Source organism: Pectobacterium sp. CFBP8739 (genome assembly GCF_013449375.1).
Lineage (GTDB): Bacteria > Pseudomonadota > Gammaproteobacteria > Enterobacterales > Enterobacteriaceae > Pectobacterium.
This window is the reverse complement of sequence record NZ_JACDRR010000005.1, coordinates 149,342-166,846: the sequence shown is the minus strand read 5'-3', so window position 1 is coordinate 166,846 and position 17,505 is coordinate 149,342. Positions and strand designations below refer to the sequence as shown.

The 17,505-nt window shown below is 52.2% G+C and carries 19 protein-coding genes; 8 read left to right on the top strand and 11 right to left on the bottom strand.

Annotation, left to right across the window (positions count from 1 at the left end):
• The first annotated feature begins 92 nt into the window (after positions 1-92).
• On the top strand, positions 93-650 hold the full coding sequence (locus H0247_RS01520) for a histidine phosphatase family protein (RefSeq protein ID WP_255433855.1): 558 nt from the start codon (positions 93-95) through the stop codon (positions 648-650).
• A 747-nt stretch (positions 651-1,397) separates the two neighbouring features.
• On the opposite strand, the gene H0247_RS01515 is transcribed toward H0247_RS01520, so the two are convergent.
• Both H0247_RS01515 and H0247_RS01510 read right to left on the bottom strand, forming a co-directional pair.
• Positions 1,398-1,904 (bottom strand): ClbS/DfsB family four-helix bundle protein, encoded by a 507-nt coding sequence (locus H0247_RS01515; protein WP_180740937.1) that lies wholly within the window; start codon positions 1,902-1,904, stop codon positions 1,398-1,400.
• A gap of 79 nt (positions 1,905-1,983) precedes the next feature.
• Positions 1,984-2,964 (bottom strand): LLM class flavin-dependent oxidoreductase, encoded by a 981-nt coding sequence (locus tag H0247_RS01510; protein ID WP_180740936.1) that lies wholly within the window; start codon positions 2,962-2,964, stop codon positions 1,984-1,986.
• Positions 2,965-3,304: 340 nt separating this feature from the next.
• On the opposite strand from H0247_RS01510, the gene H0247_RS01505 reads away from it, so the two are divergent.
• The gene (locus H0247_RS01505) at positions 3,305-4,501 is read left to right on the top strand and encodes a M20 peptidase aminoacylase family protein (RefSeq protein WP_180740935.1); all 1,197 of its coding nucleotides are present in this window, start codon (positions 3,305-3,307) and stop codon (positions 4,499-4,501) included.
• A 182-nt stretch (positions 4,502-4,683) separates the two neighbouring features.
• On the opposite strand, the gene H0247_RS01500 is transcribed toward H0247_RS01505, so the two are convergent.
• The gene (locus H0247_RS01500; protein WP_180740934.1) at positions 4,684-5,229 is read right to left on the bottom strand and encodes a flavin reductase; all 546 of its coding nucleotides are present in this window, start codon (positions 5,227-5,229) and stop codon (positions 4,684-4,686) included.
• 291 nt (positions 5,230-5,520) lie between these two features.
• Between H0247_RS01500 and H0247_RS01495 the strand changes: the two genes are divergently transcribed.
• The 6 genes from H0247_RS01495 to H0247_RS01470 all read left to right on the top strand — a co-directional run bounded on the left by H0247_RS01495 (position 5,521) and on the right by H0247_RS01470 (position 11,353).
• Complete coding sequence (locus tag H0247_RS01495) at positions 5,521-6,849, top strand: LLM class flavin-dependent oxidoreductase (RefSeq protein ID WP_180740933.1); 1,329 nt, start codon at positions 5,521-5,523, stop codon at positions 6,847-6,849.
• Positions 6,850-6,871: 22 nt separating this feature from the next.
• Positions 6,872-7,807 (top strand): transporter substrate-binding domain-containing protein, encoded by a 936-nt coding sequence (locus H0247_RS01490; RefSeq protein WP_180740932.1) that lies wholly within the window; start codon positions 6,872-6,874, stop codon positions 7,805-7,807.
• Between the two features lie 62 nt (positions 7,808-7,869).
• Positions 7,870-8,850, top strand: coding sequence for an ABC transporter substrate-binding protein (locus H0247_RS01485; RefSeq protein WP_180740931.1), 981 nt, complete (start codon positions 7,870-7,872; stop codon positions 8,848-8,850).
• Between the two features lie 74 nt (positions 8,851-8,924).
• A complete protein-coding gene (locus tag H0247_RS01480; RefSeq protein ID WP_180740930.1) occupies positions 8,925-9,479 on the top strand; it encodes a GNAT family N-acetyltransferase in 555 nt (184 codons plus the stop codon).
• A gap of 81 nt (positions 9,480-9,560) precedes the next feature.
• Positions 9,561-10,496 carry an amino acid ABC transporter permease gene (locus H0247_RS01475; protein ID WP_180740929.1) on the top strand — a complete coding sequence of 312 codons (936 nt, stop codon included), beginning with the start codon at positions 9,561-9,563 and terminating at the stop codon, positions 10,494-10,496.
• 32 nt (positions 10,497-10,528) lie between these two features.
• A complete protein-coding gene (locus H0247_RS01470; RefSeq protein ID WP_180740928.1) occupies positions 10,529-11,353 on the top strand; it encodes an amino acid ABC transporter ATP-binding protein in 825 nt (274 codons plus the stop codon).
• A gap of 35 nt (positions 11,354-11,388) precedes the next feature.
• Here the strand turns inward: H0247_RS01470 and arsC are convergent, their stop codons facing one another.
• The 8 genes from arsC to urtC form a co-directional block, all read right to left on the bottom strand.
• Positions 11,389-11,814: a glutaredoxin-dependent arsenate reductase gene (gene arsC / locus H0247_RS01465; RefSeq protein ID WP_180740927.1), complete on the bottom strand. Its 426-nt coding sequence runs from the start codon at positions 11,812-11,814 to the stop codon at positions 11,389-11,391.
• 12 nt (positions 11,815-11,826) lie between these two features.
• The gene (locus H0247_RS01460) at positions 11,827-13,116 is read right to left on the bottom strand and encodes an arsenic transporter (protein ID WP_180740926.1); all 1,290 of its coding nucleotides are present in this window, start codon (positions 13,114-13,116) and stop codon (positions 11,827-11,829) included.
• A 43-nt stretch (positions 13,117-13,159) separates the two neighbouring features.
• On the bottom strand, positions 13,160-13,480 hold the full coding sequence (locus tag H0247_RS01455; protein WP_180740925.1) for a metalloregulator ArsR/SmtB family transcription factor: 321 nt from the start codon (positions 13,478-13,480) through the stop codon (positions 13,160-13,162).
• A gap of 147 nt (positions 13,481-13,627) precedes the next feature.
• Entirely contained in the window at positions 13,628-14,074 is a 447-nt protein-coding gene (locus H0247_RS01450) for a hypothetical protein (RefSeq protein WP_180740924.1), read from the bottom strand.
• Positions 14,071-14,775 carry a hypothetical protein gene (locus H0247_RS01445; RefSeq protein ID WP_180740923.1) on the bottom strand — a complete coding sequence of 235 codons (705 nt, stop codon included), beginning with the start codon at positions 14,773-14,775 and terminating at the stop codon, positions 14,071-14,073. Before H0247_RS01445 ends, H0247_RS01450 begins: the two co-directional genes overlap by 4 nt.
• A gap of 116 nt (positions 14,776-14,891) precedes the next feature.
• Positions 14,892-15,590, bottom strand: a complete 699-nt coding sequence (urtE, locus tag H0247_RS01440) for an urea ABC transporter ATP-binding subunit UrtE (RefSeq protein WP_180740922.1) — start codon at positions 15,588-15,590, stop codon at positions 14,892-14,894.
• 1 nt (position 15,591) lies between these two features.
• Complete coding sequence (gene urtD, locus H0247_RS01435; protein ID WP_219606578.1) at positions 15,592-16,428, bottom strand: urea ABC transporter ATP-binding protein UrtD; 837 nt, start codon at positions 16,426-16,428, stop codon at positions 15,592-15,594.
• Positions 16,421-17,497: an urea ABC transporter permease subunit UrtC gene (urtC, locus tag H0247_RS01430; RefSeq protein ID WP_180741423.1), complete on the bottom strand. Its 1,077-nt coding sequence runs from the start codon at positions 17,495-17,497 to the stop codon at positions 16,421-16,423. The genes urtD and urtC overlap by 8 nt, the downstream gene beginning before the upstream one ends.
• Between the last annotated feature and the right edge of the window lie 8 nt (positions 17,498-17,505).

Genomic DNA, 17,505 nt, shown 5'->3' with positions numbered 1-17,505 from the left:
TAAAGTTGCAAACCCAAAATATTTTACGTCAGTATCTACCTATAAAAAGTTGTACCTTCTGACCAGACGTTAATGAAAGGACGAGCCAAGCGATGGAAATTATTCTGATGCGTCACGGTAAACCCAGCTTTACTGGCGCCCGAAAAGTAGCTACTCATGAAATGGCCAGTTGGATTCAGCAATACGACCTTTCTTGTATCGGCTGTGATCAACCACCTGAAGCTAGTCGCGTGCAAGCTCACAGGGCATTAATGGTTTTCAGCAGCCCCCTGCCCAGAGCAATTTCTTCTGCACGCAATCTCAATTTAGAGTCTGAGATAATCGATAAAGTATTCAGGGAAGCGGAGCTGCCTGTATATCTGGTTCCTGTCATTAAGTTATCTCCCTACAGCTGGGCTATTTTTTTTCGTCTGATGTGGCTTTGCGGTATGTCACAAAAAGCTGAATCTTTAGCGTTGGCAAAAAGGCGCGCCCGTCAAGCTACAAACATGCTGGTAGAGCATGCCAGAGACAACACCGGCCCCGTGCTGCTAATAGGGCACGGGATTATGAACCGTCTTATAGCTAAGGATTTGATATCGTTGGGCTGGGAAAAGCGCACCAGTACCGGAAAAGGGTACTGGGAGACAGGCGTTTATAAGCTCCTTTAGCATAACCTCTCAGGCAAAGTTACATCCCCCACCTTTTGTTATCGCGTGCAAGATGTCCGCTTCTGGCACAGAGCCGCCCACCAGATTACGTTTAGCTCTGCGCAGCAACATTGCCAGCTCAGGACTGAGCTAATCACAAAAGCGATGAAGTTTAGGAAGCCGACACGCTAAAAAATACGCGATTAAACCGACTATCCCTAGCGTATGACTACTATAGAAGAAAATGCTTTTTTAGGAGGGCTTGATGCAAATAAAGTGAAAAAAAGAGGGCAACCTACGCACCGAAAACAATCGGTTACAGTACGTGATTGCCCATTTTTATCCGCTTGATACCGTCTTAAACGTAAACGTTAAGCTGGTTATTTGCCGTTGGGCGATTAACCCCATCGGCTATGGGTGGCTTAAAGACCGACGCGCTATTGTCGTACGTCGTCCGGGTTCGGGTAGACGCGTCCTGATTAGGGTAACCAGACAGCTGAGACGAGCGGGAAATGCCCTGAACATGATCAGGTTTGTCAGGCATGGAGCTATATGACACTGGATAAACTAGGTTGAGACCAATCATTTTTCTTCCCCCTATTCATCTTCTCTGTCAGTAAAACTTATCTTGCTTATTACTGAGTATAGAACAATCAAGCAGGGGGAATATGTAAGGTTTTGTCTGAAAAAGCACCGCTGATGCACCACTGACAAAGGGAAAGAGAAGACAAACAATCAGTACTATCTTTTTTATTTTTTATCAGTGGGTTACTTGTTTTTCTCCCACGCGCGCAGCCGTCCAGCCGCATTTTTATAAGGCGAGGCAGTGTTAAACTGGATCATCCGACCACGCGTCCACTTACCGTACCAACATTCACCATAGAGTTGCGCATCGGTATAGCGCTCCACCAGCGCGATGAGCGCCCGTTTATTCGCGACAAGCAACGCGACCAGTTCAGACCAATCGGTAATATGGGCAGAGTCCTGATAGAATTTTTGCGCCAGTAAACCAAGCTGATTCCACTGGTAGCCCGTCTCGGGGAAATCGATGGGGTTACCCTGCTCTTCGTCCTCATGCCATTTCAGCACCAGATTGCCCCAGCCCAGCAAATACGCCACCAGATTGGCCGCGCTCATCTGCGTTCCCTGCGCATGCCCTGCCATTTCTGGCAAAAATGCGCGTTCGTCAGGAACGGCCTCGATTCGCTTCATTAACAGCGCAAACTGACTGTTGATTGCCTTGATCAAGGCTTCCTTGCTTTCTGGCACCGCCATTATCTCCCCCTGACTATTCTGCTATACCGAATCAGGTTACCGATCAAACGGCGGCACCGCCTTGTCATCGCTCACGTTTTCAGCGCTGTGCCAGCAGCCGAATCGACGCCTCACGCTCGCGGGGTGACGTTACAGGCGTATGAATGATGAACTCATCCACGCCAAAGCGCTGATGGTAGCTATCCAGACGCTGATGAATATATTCCGGCGTGCCGTAAAGCACATTGCGCGGCTCCTGAACGATGCGGAAATCCGTTGCGCCCGCCTGTCGAACGAAATTGTCGGCCTGCTCCTGGCTGCCTACCGTCAGCGGCGGTTTGTTCTCAATATAAACCTTGTAATTATGCTGCGTGCTAGCCAGCGCTTCCGCTTCTTCATGGCGTTCGGCGGCAATCACCGACAGCGACAACAGCGTCTGGGCGCTGGCGGGCTTCAACTCCCGATAGCTCAGGAGAGACTCCGTCAGCAGCGTTTCACTGGCGTTAATGAACCCAGCGAACACAAAATTCCAACCCAGTGAGGCCGCTAACCGCGCACTCTCCTGACTGGCACCCAGCAGAAAGCGCTGTGGCGCCTGTTCAGGTAATGGCGTCGCGTTCAGGCGTTCGGCCGTCTCGTCATGGCTGTCGAGAAAGTGGTTTAGCTGATGTAGCTTCTCCGTAAAGGCAACCCGCTGCGTCTCACCGATTTCCTGCTGTAGTGCCCGTGTCGCCAGCGGCAGCCCACCCGGTGCTTTGCCGATCCCCAAATCCACACGCCCACCCGCCAGTGCGCTGATCACATGGAAATTCTCCGCAACTTTATACGGGCTGTAGTGCTGCAACATCACACCGCCGGAACCAATACGCAGCGTTGTGGTGTGTGCCAACAACCAGGTGATCAAGACCTCGGGAGACGATCCCGCCAACTCATCGGAATTATGGTGCTCGGAAACCCAAAAGCGGTAATAGCCAAGTGCTTCTGCCATTTTCGCCAGCGCCACGGTTTGCGCCAACGCCTGTGCCGCTTTCATTCCTTCGGCGATCGGACTTTGATCTAATAAACTGAGCTTATATCCCACGATGTTTCCTTATTTTCAGTGATTATTCGTCAGCATTATTTATTAAAAGAAACAGCTTATTTCAAGATCGCTCGATACAAATATATTCACCCAAACCTCTTATTCTAAATAGAGCCTCACAATAAAATTCGGCCAGAGAAAAAACAGAATAGAAGCATGTTGCATAACGGCGTGAAATATAAATATCAATAACGGGTTTTGTTAGCAGAAATATTCATAATAAATGAATGAAAAGTCGAGCGCATAAAAAGGCATGAAATATAACCAGATGGTATTTATCCACTGAGCCGCTATCGGCTACCTTTATCATGTTTGAGTTTTGTTAAGGAGGTGTATTGATATGGCTGAATCTATCCCCTGTTGTGATACGTTATTCGAGCAACAGCTAATTAACTGGCGACGGCACCTGCATCAGTACCCAGAACTGTCCAATCAGGAACACCAAACCACCGCTCACATTACCCGCTGGCTACAAGAGAAAGACATCCGCCTGTTGCCCCTAGCCTTAACCACGGGCATCGTTGCCGAGATCGGTCACGGTAGCGGCCCGACGATTGCGCTGCGGGCTGATATTGATGCGCTGCCGATTGAAGAGTTAGCCGATGTGCCGTTTCGCTCTCAGCACGCTGGCGTCATGCATGCCTGCGGACACGATTTCCACACCGCCGTGATGTTGGGTGCTGCCTGTTTGCTGAAAAAACGCGAATCTGTCTTACCGGGTAAAATCAGGTTGTTTTTCCAACCCGCAGAAGAAGTTTCTACCGGCGCTAAACAACTCATCCGCGCCGGCGCACTCGCCGATGTCGCCGCCGTTTTCGGTCTGCACAACGCGCCTGAGCTTCCCGCTGGCACCTTCGCCACACGCAGCGGCCCGTTTTATGCCAACGTCGATCGCTTCGCCATTCACATTACGGGCAAAGGCGCACACGCCGCCAAACCCGAACAGGGCATCGATAGCATCGTCACCGCTTGCAATATCGTCAATGCGCTACAAACATTGCCCAGCCGCAGTTTCAGTTCGCTGGAATCGCTGGTCATCAGCGTTACGCGCATTCAGGGTGGCAACACCTGGAACGTACTGCCGCAAACGGTAGAATTAGAAGGCACGGTACGCACCTATAATGCTGCAATCCGCGCGGAAATACCGGAACGCATTGAACAACTGATCAGCGGCATCTCCCTTGCGCTGGGCGCAAAAGCGGAACTCAAGTGGTATCCCGGCCCACCAGCGATCGTGAATACCAGCGAATGGGCAGATTTCAGCAAACAGATTGCCCGAGATGCGGGCTATCAGGTGGAAAATGCCGAACTGCAAATGAGCGGCGAGGATTTTGCCCTTTATCTTCAGGACGTGCCGGGCACCTTCGTCAGCATTGGCTCAAACAGCGAATTTGGCTTGCATCACCCTCAGTTCAATCCGGATGAAAGCGCGATTGCGCCAGCCTCACGCTATTTCGCACAGCTGGCGGAGGCTGCGTTGCATCGCCTGCGTACCACGAAAGTCACTCCGCCGCAGGCCGTACTGTCTTCATCGTAATACCTTGTTCTACAAATAAAATCCCCTCTGCACGATCAATTCGTGCAGAGGGGTATTGATTACATTAATCCGATATTAGGAGAGACACGGGGATGAGGTTCCCGCAGGGATGCCTCACCCCGTGGTTGCTCCGGGTATCTCGATCGTGAAACGGTCGGAATTAAGCGAGAAAGTGATACAGATTAACCACGAACCGCATGGTAACGGCGGGAAAAATACACCAGACCATCGGTGCTTTCGCCCTGCTTCAGTGCTAACACCCGGCAAATAAAGATATCGTGCGTCGCCGCGCTCACCACTTCCTCAATCAGGCAGTCAAACGCAACCAGTGCATCCCGCAACACCGGTGATCCGGTGTGCAGCACGTCCCACTCCGCCGCCGCAAACCGCTCTTCGGTAGACGAGCGACTACCAAACAGCGTCGACAGCGCTTCATGATGGGAAGCCAACGTATTGATGCACAAATGCGTATTCGCCTGAAACGTGGGATACACCGACGAACCGCGATTCAAACATACCAGCAGCGTACCGGGCGAATCGCTGACGCTGGACACCGCGGAAGCCGTAAATCCAGCTTTACCCGCTGGGCCATCCGTCGTCACGACATTAACCGCAGCGCTCAGCCTTGCCATCGCATCGCGAAACGCCTGCCGGTCAACCGTAACAGCCGCAGCAGAGAACGCCGCGTCATTCGCGGTTACGTGTCGTTCAGCTATCAAATCAGACATTCAATACTTCCTTTAGATACGGCGAAGAGACATGATCGTTAACATGATACTAACAAAATAAGCCGCGTCATCATCTGAAATTTTTGAATTTTATTATCCATTTTTGTTGTTTTACATCACGCCTCGCCTCATCAATAGTAAAAACACGTTATTAACGCTTGATTAACCTCCCATTGAATACGTGAATTCCGTTTGATGGCGCGCTTTCACCTTTATGGGAGCGCATTCAATGAACAATACGTTCGCTCAATTAATAACAAACACATTCAATTAATAAAAAGGCATCTGACAATGAGTGAAAAGCAAACCGCCACCAAGCGACAGTTAAAACTGGGTTTAATATTACAGGGTGCAGCAGGGAATATGTCCGCATGGCGACATAAAAATGTCGTGCCAGACGCTAGTATTAATTTTGGTTTTGTTCTTGATGCGGTAAAAAAAGCCGAACAAGGGAAATTTGATTTTGTCTTCGTCGCAGACGGCTTATATATCAATGAAAAATCTATCCCTCACTTTCTTAATCGCTTTGAACCGTTAACGCTGCTGTCCGCGTTAGCGACCGTTACCACGCACATTGGCCTGGTCGGTACGCTCTCGACATCCTATTCCGAACCCTTTACCACGGCCCGGCAATTCTCCAGCCTCGACCATCTCAGCAATGGTCGCGCGGGCTGGAACGTGGTGACCTCACCGTTGGAAGGCTCGGCGAAAAACTTTTCCCGTGCGCAGCATCCGGAACACGCGCTGCGCTATCGTATTGCCGATGAATTCCTTCAGGTGGCAAAAGGCCTGTGGGATTCCTGGGAAGACGATGCCTTTATTCGCGACAAAGCCAGCGGACAGTTCTTCGATCCTGAGAAGTTGCATACGCTAAATCATAAAGGCGAATTTTTCTCGGTACAGGGGCCGCTGAATATCGGCCGATCCGCGCAGGGCCGCCTTATTGTGTTTCAGGCTGGCGCATCGGAAGACGGCCAAAAACTGGCCGCCAAGCACGCCGATGCCATTTTCACCCATCAACACACGCTGGAAGAATCACAGCGTTATTACCGCGAGGTAAAACAGAAGCTGGAAGAAAACGGCCGCCGGGCCGATCAGCTACACATCTTTCAGGGCGTCAGTGTGATTGTTGGCAACGACGCGGAAGACGTGGAGCGTCAATATCAGGAAACCGCCCAACTGGTCACGATTGAGGACGCCCTCAATTATCTGGGGCGCTACTTTGAGCACTATGACTTCTCACAGCATCCGCTGGATGAGCCTTTCCCCGATATCGGCGATCTGGGGAAAAACAGCTTCCGCAGTACCACTGACGAAATCAAACGCAACGCGCAGGAAAAAGGCTTAACGTTACGCCAGGTCGCGCTGGAGGCCGCATCACCGCGCCCCGTCTTCAGTGGTACGCCTGAGCAGGTGGCAGATGGTTTACAACTCTGGTTTGAAAACGGTGCAGCCGACGGTTTCATCATTCAGGGCGGCACACCGGATACGCTCAACCACTTTGTCGATCGCGTCGTTCCTTTGCTGCAACAGCGCGGCCTGTTCCGTCAGGAGTATGCCGGCTACACGCTGCGGGAAAATTTGGCGCTGGATTATCCGGTGAATCAATTCACGCGCTAATTTGCGCCACAGGAGATTCATCGTGAAGCGTTCCCCTTTTCTTGCTGTGACGACTCTGGCGGCCGTACTGAGCACCGTGCTGGTAACCCACGTGCAGGCGCAAGACACCGGATTCGTCAGCCGTATTGACCTGAAGGCAAATCAGAATCCCATTCGCATTGGAAAAAACGCTGAAGCCATCGCGCAGATTCCCGCTAATTTCAAATTCGTCACGCTAGGGAAGCTGACCATTGCTGTTTCAGCGCTCAGCTCGCCGCCACTATCACTGCTGGCTGACGACAATAAAACGCTTATCGGGAGTGATGCTGATATCGCTCGACTGGTAGCCGACGGCCTCGGGCTGGAGCTGAAACTGGTTCCGGCCTCCTGGGAAGACTGGCCGCTGGGCATCACTGCCGGGAAATACGATGCCGCGATTTTTAATATCGCCGTCACTAAGCTCCGCAAAGAGAAGTTCGATTTCGCCACGTATCGCATTGATACGCTGGGTTTCTACGTGAAATCGACCAGTAAGATTACGTCGATTAATAAGCCAGAGGATGTAGCGGGTCTGAAAGTCATTGTCGGTTCCGGCACCAATCAGGAAAACATTCTGCTGGGCTGGGATCGGCAAAACCGTGCCAACGGTCTTCCTCCCGTACAGCCTGTCTACGTCACAGACGATGCTGCCGCCAACCTGAGCATTCAGTCTGGGCGTGTCGACGCATTTTTCGGTCCGCACTCCATCGGGGCCTATAAAGCGGCGCTGACGGGTAAAACACGCATGGTGGGCAAAGGCCCGACCGTCGCTTACGTCGCAGTCACCACGCAAAAAGGTAACGGTCTGGCCCAACCCATCAGCACCGTCATCAATGGCGCGATCCACAACGGCAGCTACGCGCAAGTGCTGGATCGCTGGGGTGAAGATGATGAAAAAATCACACAGTCCGTCGTGAATCCACCGGGTATCGGCGATTAATTAGACATAACACCACCATAAAAGTGACACTGTCACCATAATCACCTGCAAGGGAAAATAAAATGCAAAAAGAGATTGTCCATACCATCGCACCATCATCCAACGCATATCGCCTGTGCCCATCACGCTTGACGACACTCTTGACGGCAGCACTGTTCGGTTCGCTTTCTGTAACGTTCGGCGCACAGGCGGCTATTGACCTGAAAGCTAATCAGCAGCCGATCCATGCGCCGAAGAACGCAGAAGCTATCGCACAAATTCCGGCTGATTTTAAATTCGTCACGCCGGGTAAGTTTACCGTCGCCGTTTCTGCGTTAGGTTCGTCTCCACCACTCATGTTTCTCGCCGACGATAACAAAACCGTGGTGGGCAGCGAACCCGATATCGCCCGACTGGTGGCCGACAGCCTCGGGCTGGAGTTGAACATCGTCCCGACCTCATGGGAAGACTGGCCGCTCGGCGTCACATCCGGAAAATACGATGCTGCCATAACCAATGTCACTGTGACTAAAGCACGTAAAGAAAAGTTCGATTTCGCCACCTATCGTATCGACTCACTCGGCTTCTATGTGAAATCCACCAGTAAGATCGAGTCCATCAAAGAAGCGAAAGACATCGCCGGGCTGAAGATTATTGTTGGCTCCGGCACCAATCAGGAAGCCGTACTGCTGGCTTGGGATAAGCAGAATCGCGCTAACGGCCTGCCCGCCTTTCAGCCGGTTTATGTCACGGACGATGCCGCCGCCAACCTGAGTCTGCAATCTGGTCGTTCCGATGCCTATTTCGGCCCGAACGTGACTGGGGCTTACAAAGCCGAACTGACCGGCAAGATTAAGCATGTTGGAACGGTCAACGGCGGTTATCCCAACATCGCACATATCGCGGTCACCACGCGCAAGGGCAATGGGCTGGTACAACCGATTAATACCGCGCTGAACGGCGTGATTAAAAGCGGCGAATACGACCAGGTGCTAAAGCGCTGGGGAGAAAGTATCGAGCGTATCGATCACTCTGAAATCAACCCGCCGGGACTGGGCGATTAACCCCGCCCTATGGCTATCGGCCGCCATGCGCGTTACCGATAGCCCGTAATGTGTTAATGAATCAGGAGCACACCATGTCCGACGACATCTTCATTGTTACCCAGCCCGAGGACCCTATCGTGGCCCCCATTATCGACGGCCTGTTCGCGGAATATGAGCAGCGTTATGGCGACTTTTTTGGCGAACGGGAAAACGACCCGCCGGGGATCTACCAGCAACCGCACGGCATTTTTATTGCGCTGCTGCGTCGGGGCGTACCGATTGCCACCGGCGCGTTTAAACGCTACGACAGCACCACCGCAGAAATTAAGCGAGTATGGACAGATCATTCATTACGCCGTCAGGGTCTGGCGGGAAAAGTAATGCAGGAACTGGAGCAACATGCCCGTCGGTTAGGCTATCAGCACTTTTTCCTGACCACCGGCTTCCGCCAGCCTGAAGCGGTACGCCTCTACCTGAGCCACGGCTATACCCCGCAGTTCGACATCAATGTCGATCCCGTGACCTACAGTATTCCGCCTTACGATGGACGACTGCCATTCAAGAAAGCGCTGTTTGAGGCAGCAACGCCTCGGGCGGCCCGATCAACAGAAGTCGATCTTATCGCTCGCCATTTGAAAGTGTGTTGACCCAACACGCTGCGATTCACCCTGTGTGGTGATTAAAAGCAAAAGGACGTTTTTCAGGATCACCTTCAAAGGGTATCGACTATGACGCAATCTCTACATACATCTTCTCAGCAAGCCCCACTGAACCAGGCACCGGACGCGCCGTTGCGCATCGTGCCGGCGCGCTATCCCTTTCGCTTTGCTGGCGCGCTGTTTTCGCTGTTCATTTTTTCCGGCATAGTTCAGTCAATCGCACTAAATCCGCGCTGGGAATGGGCGGTCTTTGCCGAGTGGTTTTTCAATCCGGTCATTCTCGCTGGTCTGGGGCAAACGCTGCTGTTGACCGCGCTGGGCACATTATTCAGCATCATTTTTGGCACCGCTTTGGCGCTGGCTCGGCTTTCGCCGTCTTATCTGCTGTCCACGCTATCGTGGCTGTATATCTGGCTATTCCGATCGCTGCCGCTGATTCTGGTGCTGATCATTCTCTACAATTTCTCGTATCTCTATGACGAGCTGGCGCTGGGAATTCCGTTTACCTCTATCGTCTTCCTGAACTATCCGACCATTGACTTACTGGATCAATTTTCCGTCGCCGTGCTTGGTCTGACGCTGGTGCAGTCCGCCTATACGGCAGAGATTATTCGCGGCGGTATTCTTGGTGTCGATGCCGGACAGTTTGAAGCCTCTGCCGCGCTCGGGCTGACCGGTGGTCGCCGTACCGTACGCATCATTCTGCCGCAGGCGCTGCGTTCGATTCTGCCCACCGGTTTCAATGAGATCATCAGTCTGGCAAAAGGGACGTCGATCGTTTACGTGCTGGCGCTGCCTGAGCTGTTCTACACCGTTCAGGTCATCTACAACCGTACCCAGCAAGTCATTCCGCTGCTGATGGTCGCCACCATCTGGTATCTGCTGATCACCACGGTGCTATCCGTCATCCAATACTACGTGGAACGCTATGTCGCCCGCGGTGCCGTGCGTGAAATGCCGCCGACGCCGCGCCAGAGGCTCGTCCGTTTCCTGACGCGCAAGTAGCCCGTTAATTCACTCGATTCTGGAGATTCACCATGTCTGAAGCTATTGATTATTTCGCTCATGCGCGCACGACCGCGCAGCCACAGGTAGGAAATGCACAGGGGCTGATCGAGATCCGTAACGTGGCAAAACATTTTGGTCAGCATAAAGCGCTGGACGATATTAATCTGACGCTGGCGCCCGGTTCCGTTACGGTGATCCTCGGCCCGTCCGGATCGGGGAAATCTACGCTGCTGCGCACGATTAACCATCTTGAACGCGTCGACGAAGGGTTTATTCGTATCGATGGCGACTATATCGGCTACCGCCGCAAGGGGAATACGCTCTATGAGCTGAAAGAAAAGGACATTTTACGCCAGCGCATCAACGTCGGTTACGTGTTTCAGAACTTCAATCTGTTCCCACACCTTTCCGTGCTGGAGAACATCATTGAAGCCCCGCTGGCGCATAAGCTGTATTCACGTCAGGAGGCCGAAGATATCGCCTTTACCTTGCTGGAAAGCGTCGGCCTGCGCCATAAAGCGCAATCTTATCCCCGCCATCTGTCTGGCGGTCAGCAGCAGCGTGTTGCCATTGCTCGTGCGCTGGCGCTTAAGCCGAAAGTCATGCTGTTTGACGAACCGACGTCCGCGCTCGACCCCGAACTGGTCGGTGAAGTGCTGGACGTGATCAAATCACTCGCACAATCAGGCGTGACGCTGGTCGTCGTCACACATGAAATCGGCTTTGCGCGCGAAGTCGCTGACCGCGTGGTGTTTATGGTGGATGGAAAAATTGTCGAAAGCGGGGATTCCTGGCAGGTACTAAACCACCCTCGCCACCCAAGAACGATCAACTTTTTGAATAAGGTGCTGTGAGATACCACATAGAGCCAGATGTCTCCCTTCTGGCTCTATTTCACGCGCTGACCCGATTTATCAGTGACTTTTTCTCCATCTTCTTTGGTGAATGCGCCGCGCTGCGGATTGGGGAGAATATCCAGCACCAGCTCTGATGGACGACATAGCCGGGTTCCTCGTGGGGTAACCACAATCGGACGGTTGATCAGGATCGGATAGTGCAACATGAACTCAAGGAGTTGCTCGTCAGTAAAGCGTTCTTCCGCTAGCCCCAATAATGCGTAAGGTTCTACGTTTTGGCGCAACAAAGCACGCACCGTTATCCCCATGTCGCCAATCAGTGTGACCAGTTCATCACGGGAAGGCGGCGTATCAAGATAGTAAATAATCGTGGGTTCTGTGCCGCTGTTACGAATCATCTCGAGTGTATTACGCGAGGTGCCGCAGTCTGGGTTGTGATAAATCGTTATTTTGCTCATATCAATCTCTCATTACAACGTGATGGATAGCCGCAGCGCCAGCGCAACCAACGTGACAAACAGCACAGGCAGCGTCATGACAATCCCAGTGCGGAAATAATATCCCCAACTGATCGTCATGTTTTTCTGTGATAACACATGTAACCAGAGCAGCGTCGCTAGGCTACCAATGGGGGTGATTTTTGGGCCCAAATCGCAACCAATGACGTTGGCATAAATCATCGCGTCTTTAACTACACCGGATGCCGTGCTGCCGTCAATGGACAACGCGCCAATCAGCACGGTGGGCATATTGTTCATAACCGAGGAAAGCAACGCAGCGATAAAGCCCGTGCCCAGTGTGGCAGTCCACAGCCCTTTCTCCGCAAACAGATTCAAAATGTTGGAAAGATATTCCGTTAACCCCGCGTTGCGCAGGCCATAGACTACTAAATACATACCGAGCGAGAAGATGACGATCTGCCACGGTGCGCCACGCAGTACCTTCCCCGTATTGATGGCATGACCTTTTTTTGCCACTACCAGCAGAATAATGGCACCCACGGCCGCAATAGCGCTGACGGGGATGCCCAACGGTTCAAGGACGAAGAATCCAATAAGCAGAAGTACCAAAACAATCCAACCCGCTCTGAACGTTGCCAGATCTTTAATGGCACTGGCGGGTACTTTTAACCGCGATACGTCGTAAGTTGCGGGGATATCCTTGCGAAAGAATAAATGCAGCATAACCAGCGTCGCGAGAATCGCTGCGACATCGACAGGCACCATGACCGAGGCATATTCAGTAAAACCGAGACCGAAAAAATCGGCAGATACAATATTAACCAAATTAGACACAATGAGCGGCAGGCTAGCCGTGTCGGCAATAAATCCGGCAGCCATAACAAACGCCAACGTCGTGCCTGTGCTGAAGCCCAACGCCAATAACATAGCAATCACAATCGGCGTGAGGATGAGCGCCGCGCCATCGTTGGCAAACAATGCAGAAACAGCCGCGCCCAACAAGACAATCCAGGTAAACAGCAGACGCCCGCGTCCGTTTCCCCATCGGGATACGTGCAGTGCCGCCCATTCAAAAAAACCCGACTCATCAAGCAACAAACTGATGATGATGACGGCAATAAACGTGGCAGTGGCATTCCAGATGATCGTCCAAACCGCAGGAATATCACTGAGGCTAATCACTCCACTAAGCAGTGCGCATACGGCACCGATACTGGCACTCCAACCGATACTGAGTCCTCTGGGTTGCCAAATCACGAGGATCAAAGTAGGTAAGAATATCATTCCTGCCAATAACATTTCAGACTCCTACACATATGAAAAAAAAGATATATCTCATGACTTAGCATGCAGATGATGAAGAGTTAGCTAAGCGCTGTCGCACGTCATCACGCAGGCATTGCCATGCGGTATGAATCGTTGCTGCGGCCCAAGCTGGCATATGTGGAGACAATCGATAATGAATCCATTTCCCTTCTCGGCGATCAAGAACTAAATCTGACTCGCGCAATATCGCCATATGACGGGAAATTTTAGGTTGAGACTCCGTGGTAGCCGCGCAGATATCACAGACGCACAATTCTCCCGCTTCGCTGAGCAGCAGAATGATAGATAGCCGAGTTTCATCGGAAAGGATTTTGAAGAGTTGGACGGGCTGTAGCATTTTGGGTTCTCGATACGCTCAGTTAACACATATGATAATTCATATGTGTTTCCTTTAAAACCGCTCAATGCAAAATACAATCAGATAAGGCAAAGCAAGAATGACACAGTGATTTGACAACAGTAGAGCCACTGCGTCCTTATATGATTACTCAAGCGATAATCGTTCAGCATACGGACTGCTATAAACCTGAACCATCACGCTCTTATCGGTATCAAACGTCGCCACCGTCACAACGTCATGTGTGCCCGCCGTTCGCCAGCATTCAGCCTCAACATCGCAACGCTCCTGCTTCTTATAACCCATCGACGTCAAATAAGTATGAACCTTGCTGGTATCGTCAGTGCCATAGAAGTTCACCGTCCATACTTTAGCTTCCGGGCCCGTTACGTTCGAAAAATTGAAGTCATAGTGGTTTGTAATGCGCGGCATGTTTTTCAAAATATACGGAGTATAGAACGCATATTCCCTTTTATCCTGCTCGGTATAGTGCGCGCTGCTGGCAAAATTCATTTTGATGTAGGGCCATATCGTAATGACTGCAGCAGCAACGATGATGCCGATCGCTGCAAAAAATTTCAGCGATTTACTCATAGCTCTAGTGTCCTATTTTTTGCTGAGTCGATAAAAGATCCATCTCGGCTAGCGACACCAACATTTCCAGATTCGAAGTCGTTGTAGGGAGTGACCATTTGCATAAATGGCGGTAAAACTCCCCTATACGGTCTGGCGTTATTGAGAAATCGTTCAGGATCGGGGAAAAGGAGTGGTGTGAATCTATCGTTTTTGAAAGAACCGATCTTACCGTAATAATCCCATCGTTTAAGTGCTTCTTCTTTGCTGACGGGACGTAGCATAGGAAAAGGATTTTGAATAGACACAGCTCGGTAAAAACCCAACAAATCGGAAACCAAATCCTCGCCGCTGAATCCGCTGTCTGTTACGAGGTTATTGGGGAACGAGTCCTGGAAAGCTTCAAATTTTTGGGCCACTGTCATCATCATTGCCAGCGCAATACTGATTCTTTCGTGTTGCGGCCGTCCTTTTTTGATTCTCCAAGTAATAAATTTTCCCGAACGAACAATGCGATAAGGATCCGACATTCCCTGTGAATAGGTAACATTGTAGCGCTCCTGTCCTGATTCCTCGCCTTGGTTAATTTTGCTGAGAAGGTTTCTAATGTCCGTCCCCTGCGCATGGCCGAGGTCGATCCATCCCAAAACTTCGGTATATACCAAGCCGCCCTTTGAAGCGGCAGCTTTACTGCCATCCAATATTTCGTAGCGTTTACTCATCCTTAAGTTCCCTTTCCTTTTTAACTGAAGATAAACAATGCATTATCTGTTTAAGGCGGCATTGTACACAATTTGCTCGCTCGGCCTGAAACTTTTGTCCTAGCAGCGTGGACACATTAAATCGCGACCAGCCCCCGCACGCCGTCCTGTTCCATCGTTTCACCTCGACCGCGCTGGATGATTTCTCCGCGTGACATCACCAGATAGCTGTCGGCCAGTTCGGCGGCGAAGTCGTAAAATTGCTCGACCAGCAGAATCGCCATGTCGCCACGCTGTGCCAGTTGGCGAATCACCGCGCCAATCTCCTTGATCACCGATGGCTGTATGCCTTCGGTCGGCTCATCCAGAATCAGCAACTGTGGTTGACAGGCCAGCGCCCGCCCAATCGCTAATTGCTGCTGTTGCCCGCCGGACAAATCGCCGCCGCGCCGCTGTTTCATCTCATCCAATACGGGAAAAAGCTGGTAGATCTCATCCGGCACCTGCCGCGCCTGTTTACCCGGAAAGCGCGACAATCCCATCAGCAGATTTTCTTCTACCGTCAGACGCGGAAAAATTTCCCTCCCTTGCGGTACATAGGCAATGCCTGCCTGCACACGCTGGTAAGGCTTGTGCGTATTGATCGCTTCGCCCTGCCAGCGAATCGTGCCGGATTTCGCCGGAATCAACCCCATCAGGCATTTCAGCAGCGTGGTTTTCCCCACACCGTTGCGCCCTAACAGGCAGGTAATTTCGCCGGCTTTGACCTCAAAGGACAGGCCGCGCAGGATGTGGCTGCCGCCGTAGTATTGATTCAGTTCAGCAATCTCTAACATGTTAGCGCCCCAGATAAACGTCAATCACCTGCTCATTCGCCTGCACCTCGCGCAGCGACCCTTCCGCCAACACCTGCCCCTGATGCAGCACGGTAACACGGTCGGCAATGCTCTCGACAAAGCCCATATCGTGCTCCACCACCATCAGCGAGTGTTTACCCGCCAGACTACGGAACAGTTCGGCGGTGTACGCCGTTTCGGCGTCGGTCATCCCCGCCGCAGGTTCATCAAGCAGCAGCAGATGGGGTTCCTGTACCAGCAGCATGCCGATCTCCAGAAACTGTTTTTGCCCGTGCGACAGCAGCCCTGCGGGTCGCTGCCGTTCATGGCTGAGTCGCAACAACGTCAGCGTTTCGTCAATCCGGTCACGCTGCTCGCTGTTTAGTTTGGCACGCAGACTCGCCCACACTGATTTGTCGGTTTTCAGCGCAATATCGAGGTTTTCAAATACCGTCAGTGCTTCAAACACCGTCGGTTTTTGGAATTTCCGCCCGATTCCCGCGCGGGCTATTTCTACCGGCGATAGCATCGTCAGGTCGGTGTACTGATCGTAAAACGCGTTGCCGTTATCTGGTCGCGTTTTACCGGTGATGACATCCATCAGCGTGGTTTTCCCCGCGCCGTTGGGGCCGATAATGCAACGCAGCTCTCCCACGCCAATCTGCAACGACAGATCGGTGAGCGCCCGGAAACCGTCAAAACTCACGTTAATTTTGTCGAGTTGCAGCACCGGATCGGTCTGATGACGATGACGATCCGACGGGTGCGACTGGGCAAACTGGGGCGGTGAAGCAACCGGCGGTGCCGGAACCGACGGCACAGATACAAGCTCAGTCATGTTTCTTCCTCGTCAGCAATCCAATCACGCCACGCGGCAAAAACAGCGTGACGAGAATAAACATCAGCCCCAAAAAGAACAGCCAGTATTCGGGGAAGGCCACGGTAAACCAGCTTTTCGCCCCGTTGACGATGCCCGCGCCAAGCAGCGGCCCGATCAGCGTTCCCCGCCCGCCCAGCGCCACCCAAATAGCCGCTTCGATAGAGTTGGTCGGCGACATTTCGCCAGGATTGATAATGCCGACCTGCGGCACATACAGCGCCCCCGCTAGCCCGCACAGCACGGCGGAAAGTGTCCAGACAAACAACTTGAAGCCTTTCGGATCGTAGCCGCAGAACATCAGACGATTTTCTGCGTCACGCACCGCCGTCAGCACACGGCCAAATTTACTGCGCGCCAACGCAAAGCCCACCAGCAGGCTGGTAATTAACAACAGCACGGTGGCGACAAACAGCCCGATGCGCGTCCCCGTCGCTGTAATAGGGAAACCGAGCAGCGTGGTAAAACCGGTAAATCCGTTATTACCACCAAAACCGGTTTCGTTACGGAAGAACAGCAGCATGCCCGCGTAGGTCAGCGCCTGCGTCATGATCGAGAAATACACGCCTTTGATTTTGGAGCGGAACGCAAACCAGCCGAAGACAAAAGCCAGCACGCCCGGCACCAGTACAATCAGGCACAGCGCCCAGGCGAAATACTGGGTTCCCGCCCAGAACCACGGCAGTTCCGTCCACGACAGAAAGGACATAAACGCAGGCATTCCTTCACCCGCAGCCTGTCGCATTAAGTACATGCCCATCGCGTAACCACCCAGCGCGAAAAACAGGCCGTGTCCGAGCGACAACAGCCCGGCATAGCCCCACACCAGATCCAGCGCGACGGCAACAATCGCATAGCATAGGATTTTGCCGATCAGCGTTAGCGTATAGGTTGACATCGCCAGCGGATGCTCTGCGGGCAACAGCGCGAGGAATGGCAGCGTCAGCAAAACCAGAAAAGCGATCGAACCGAGGCCAAATATCAGTCGCGGCGCGCGCTGCGTCAGGGTTATCGTCATGGGCTGTTTAATAGATTGCG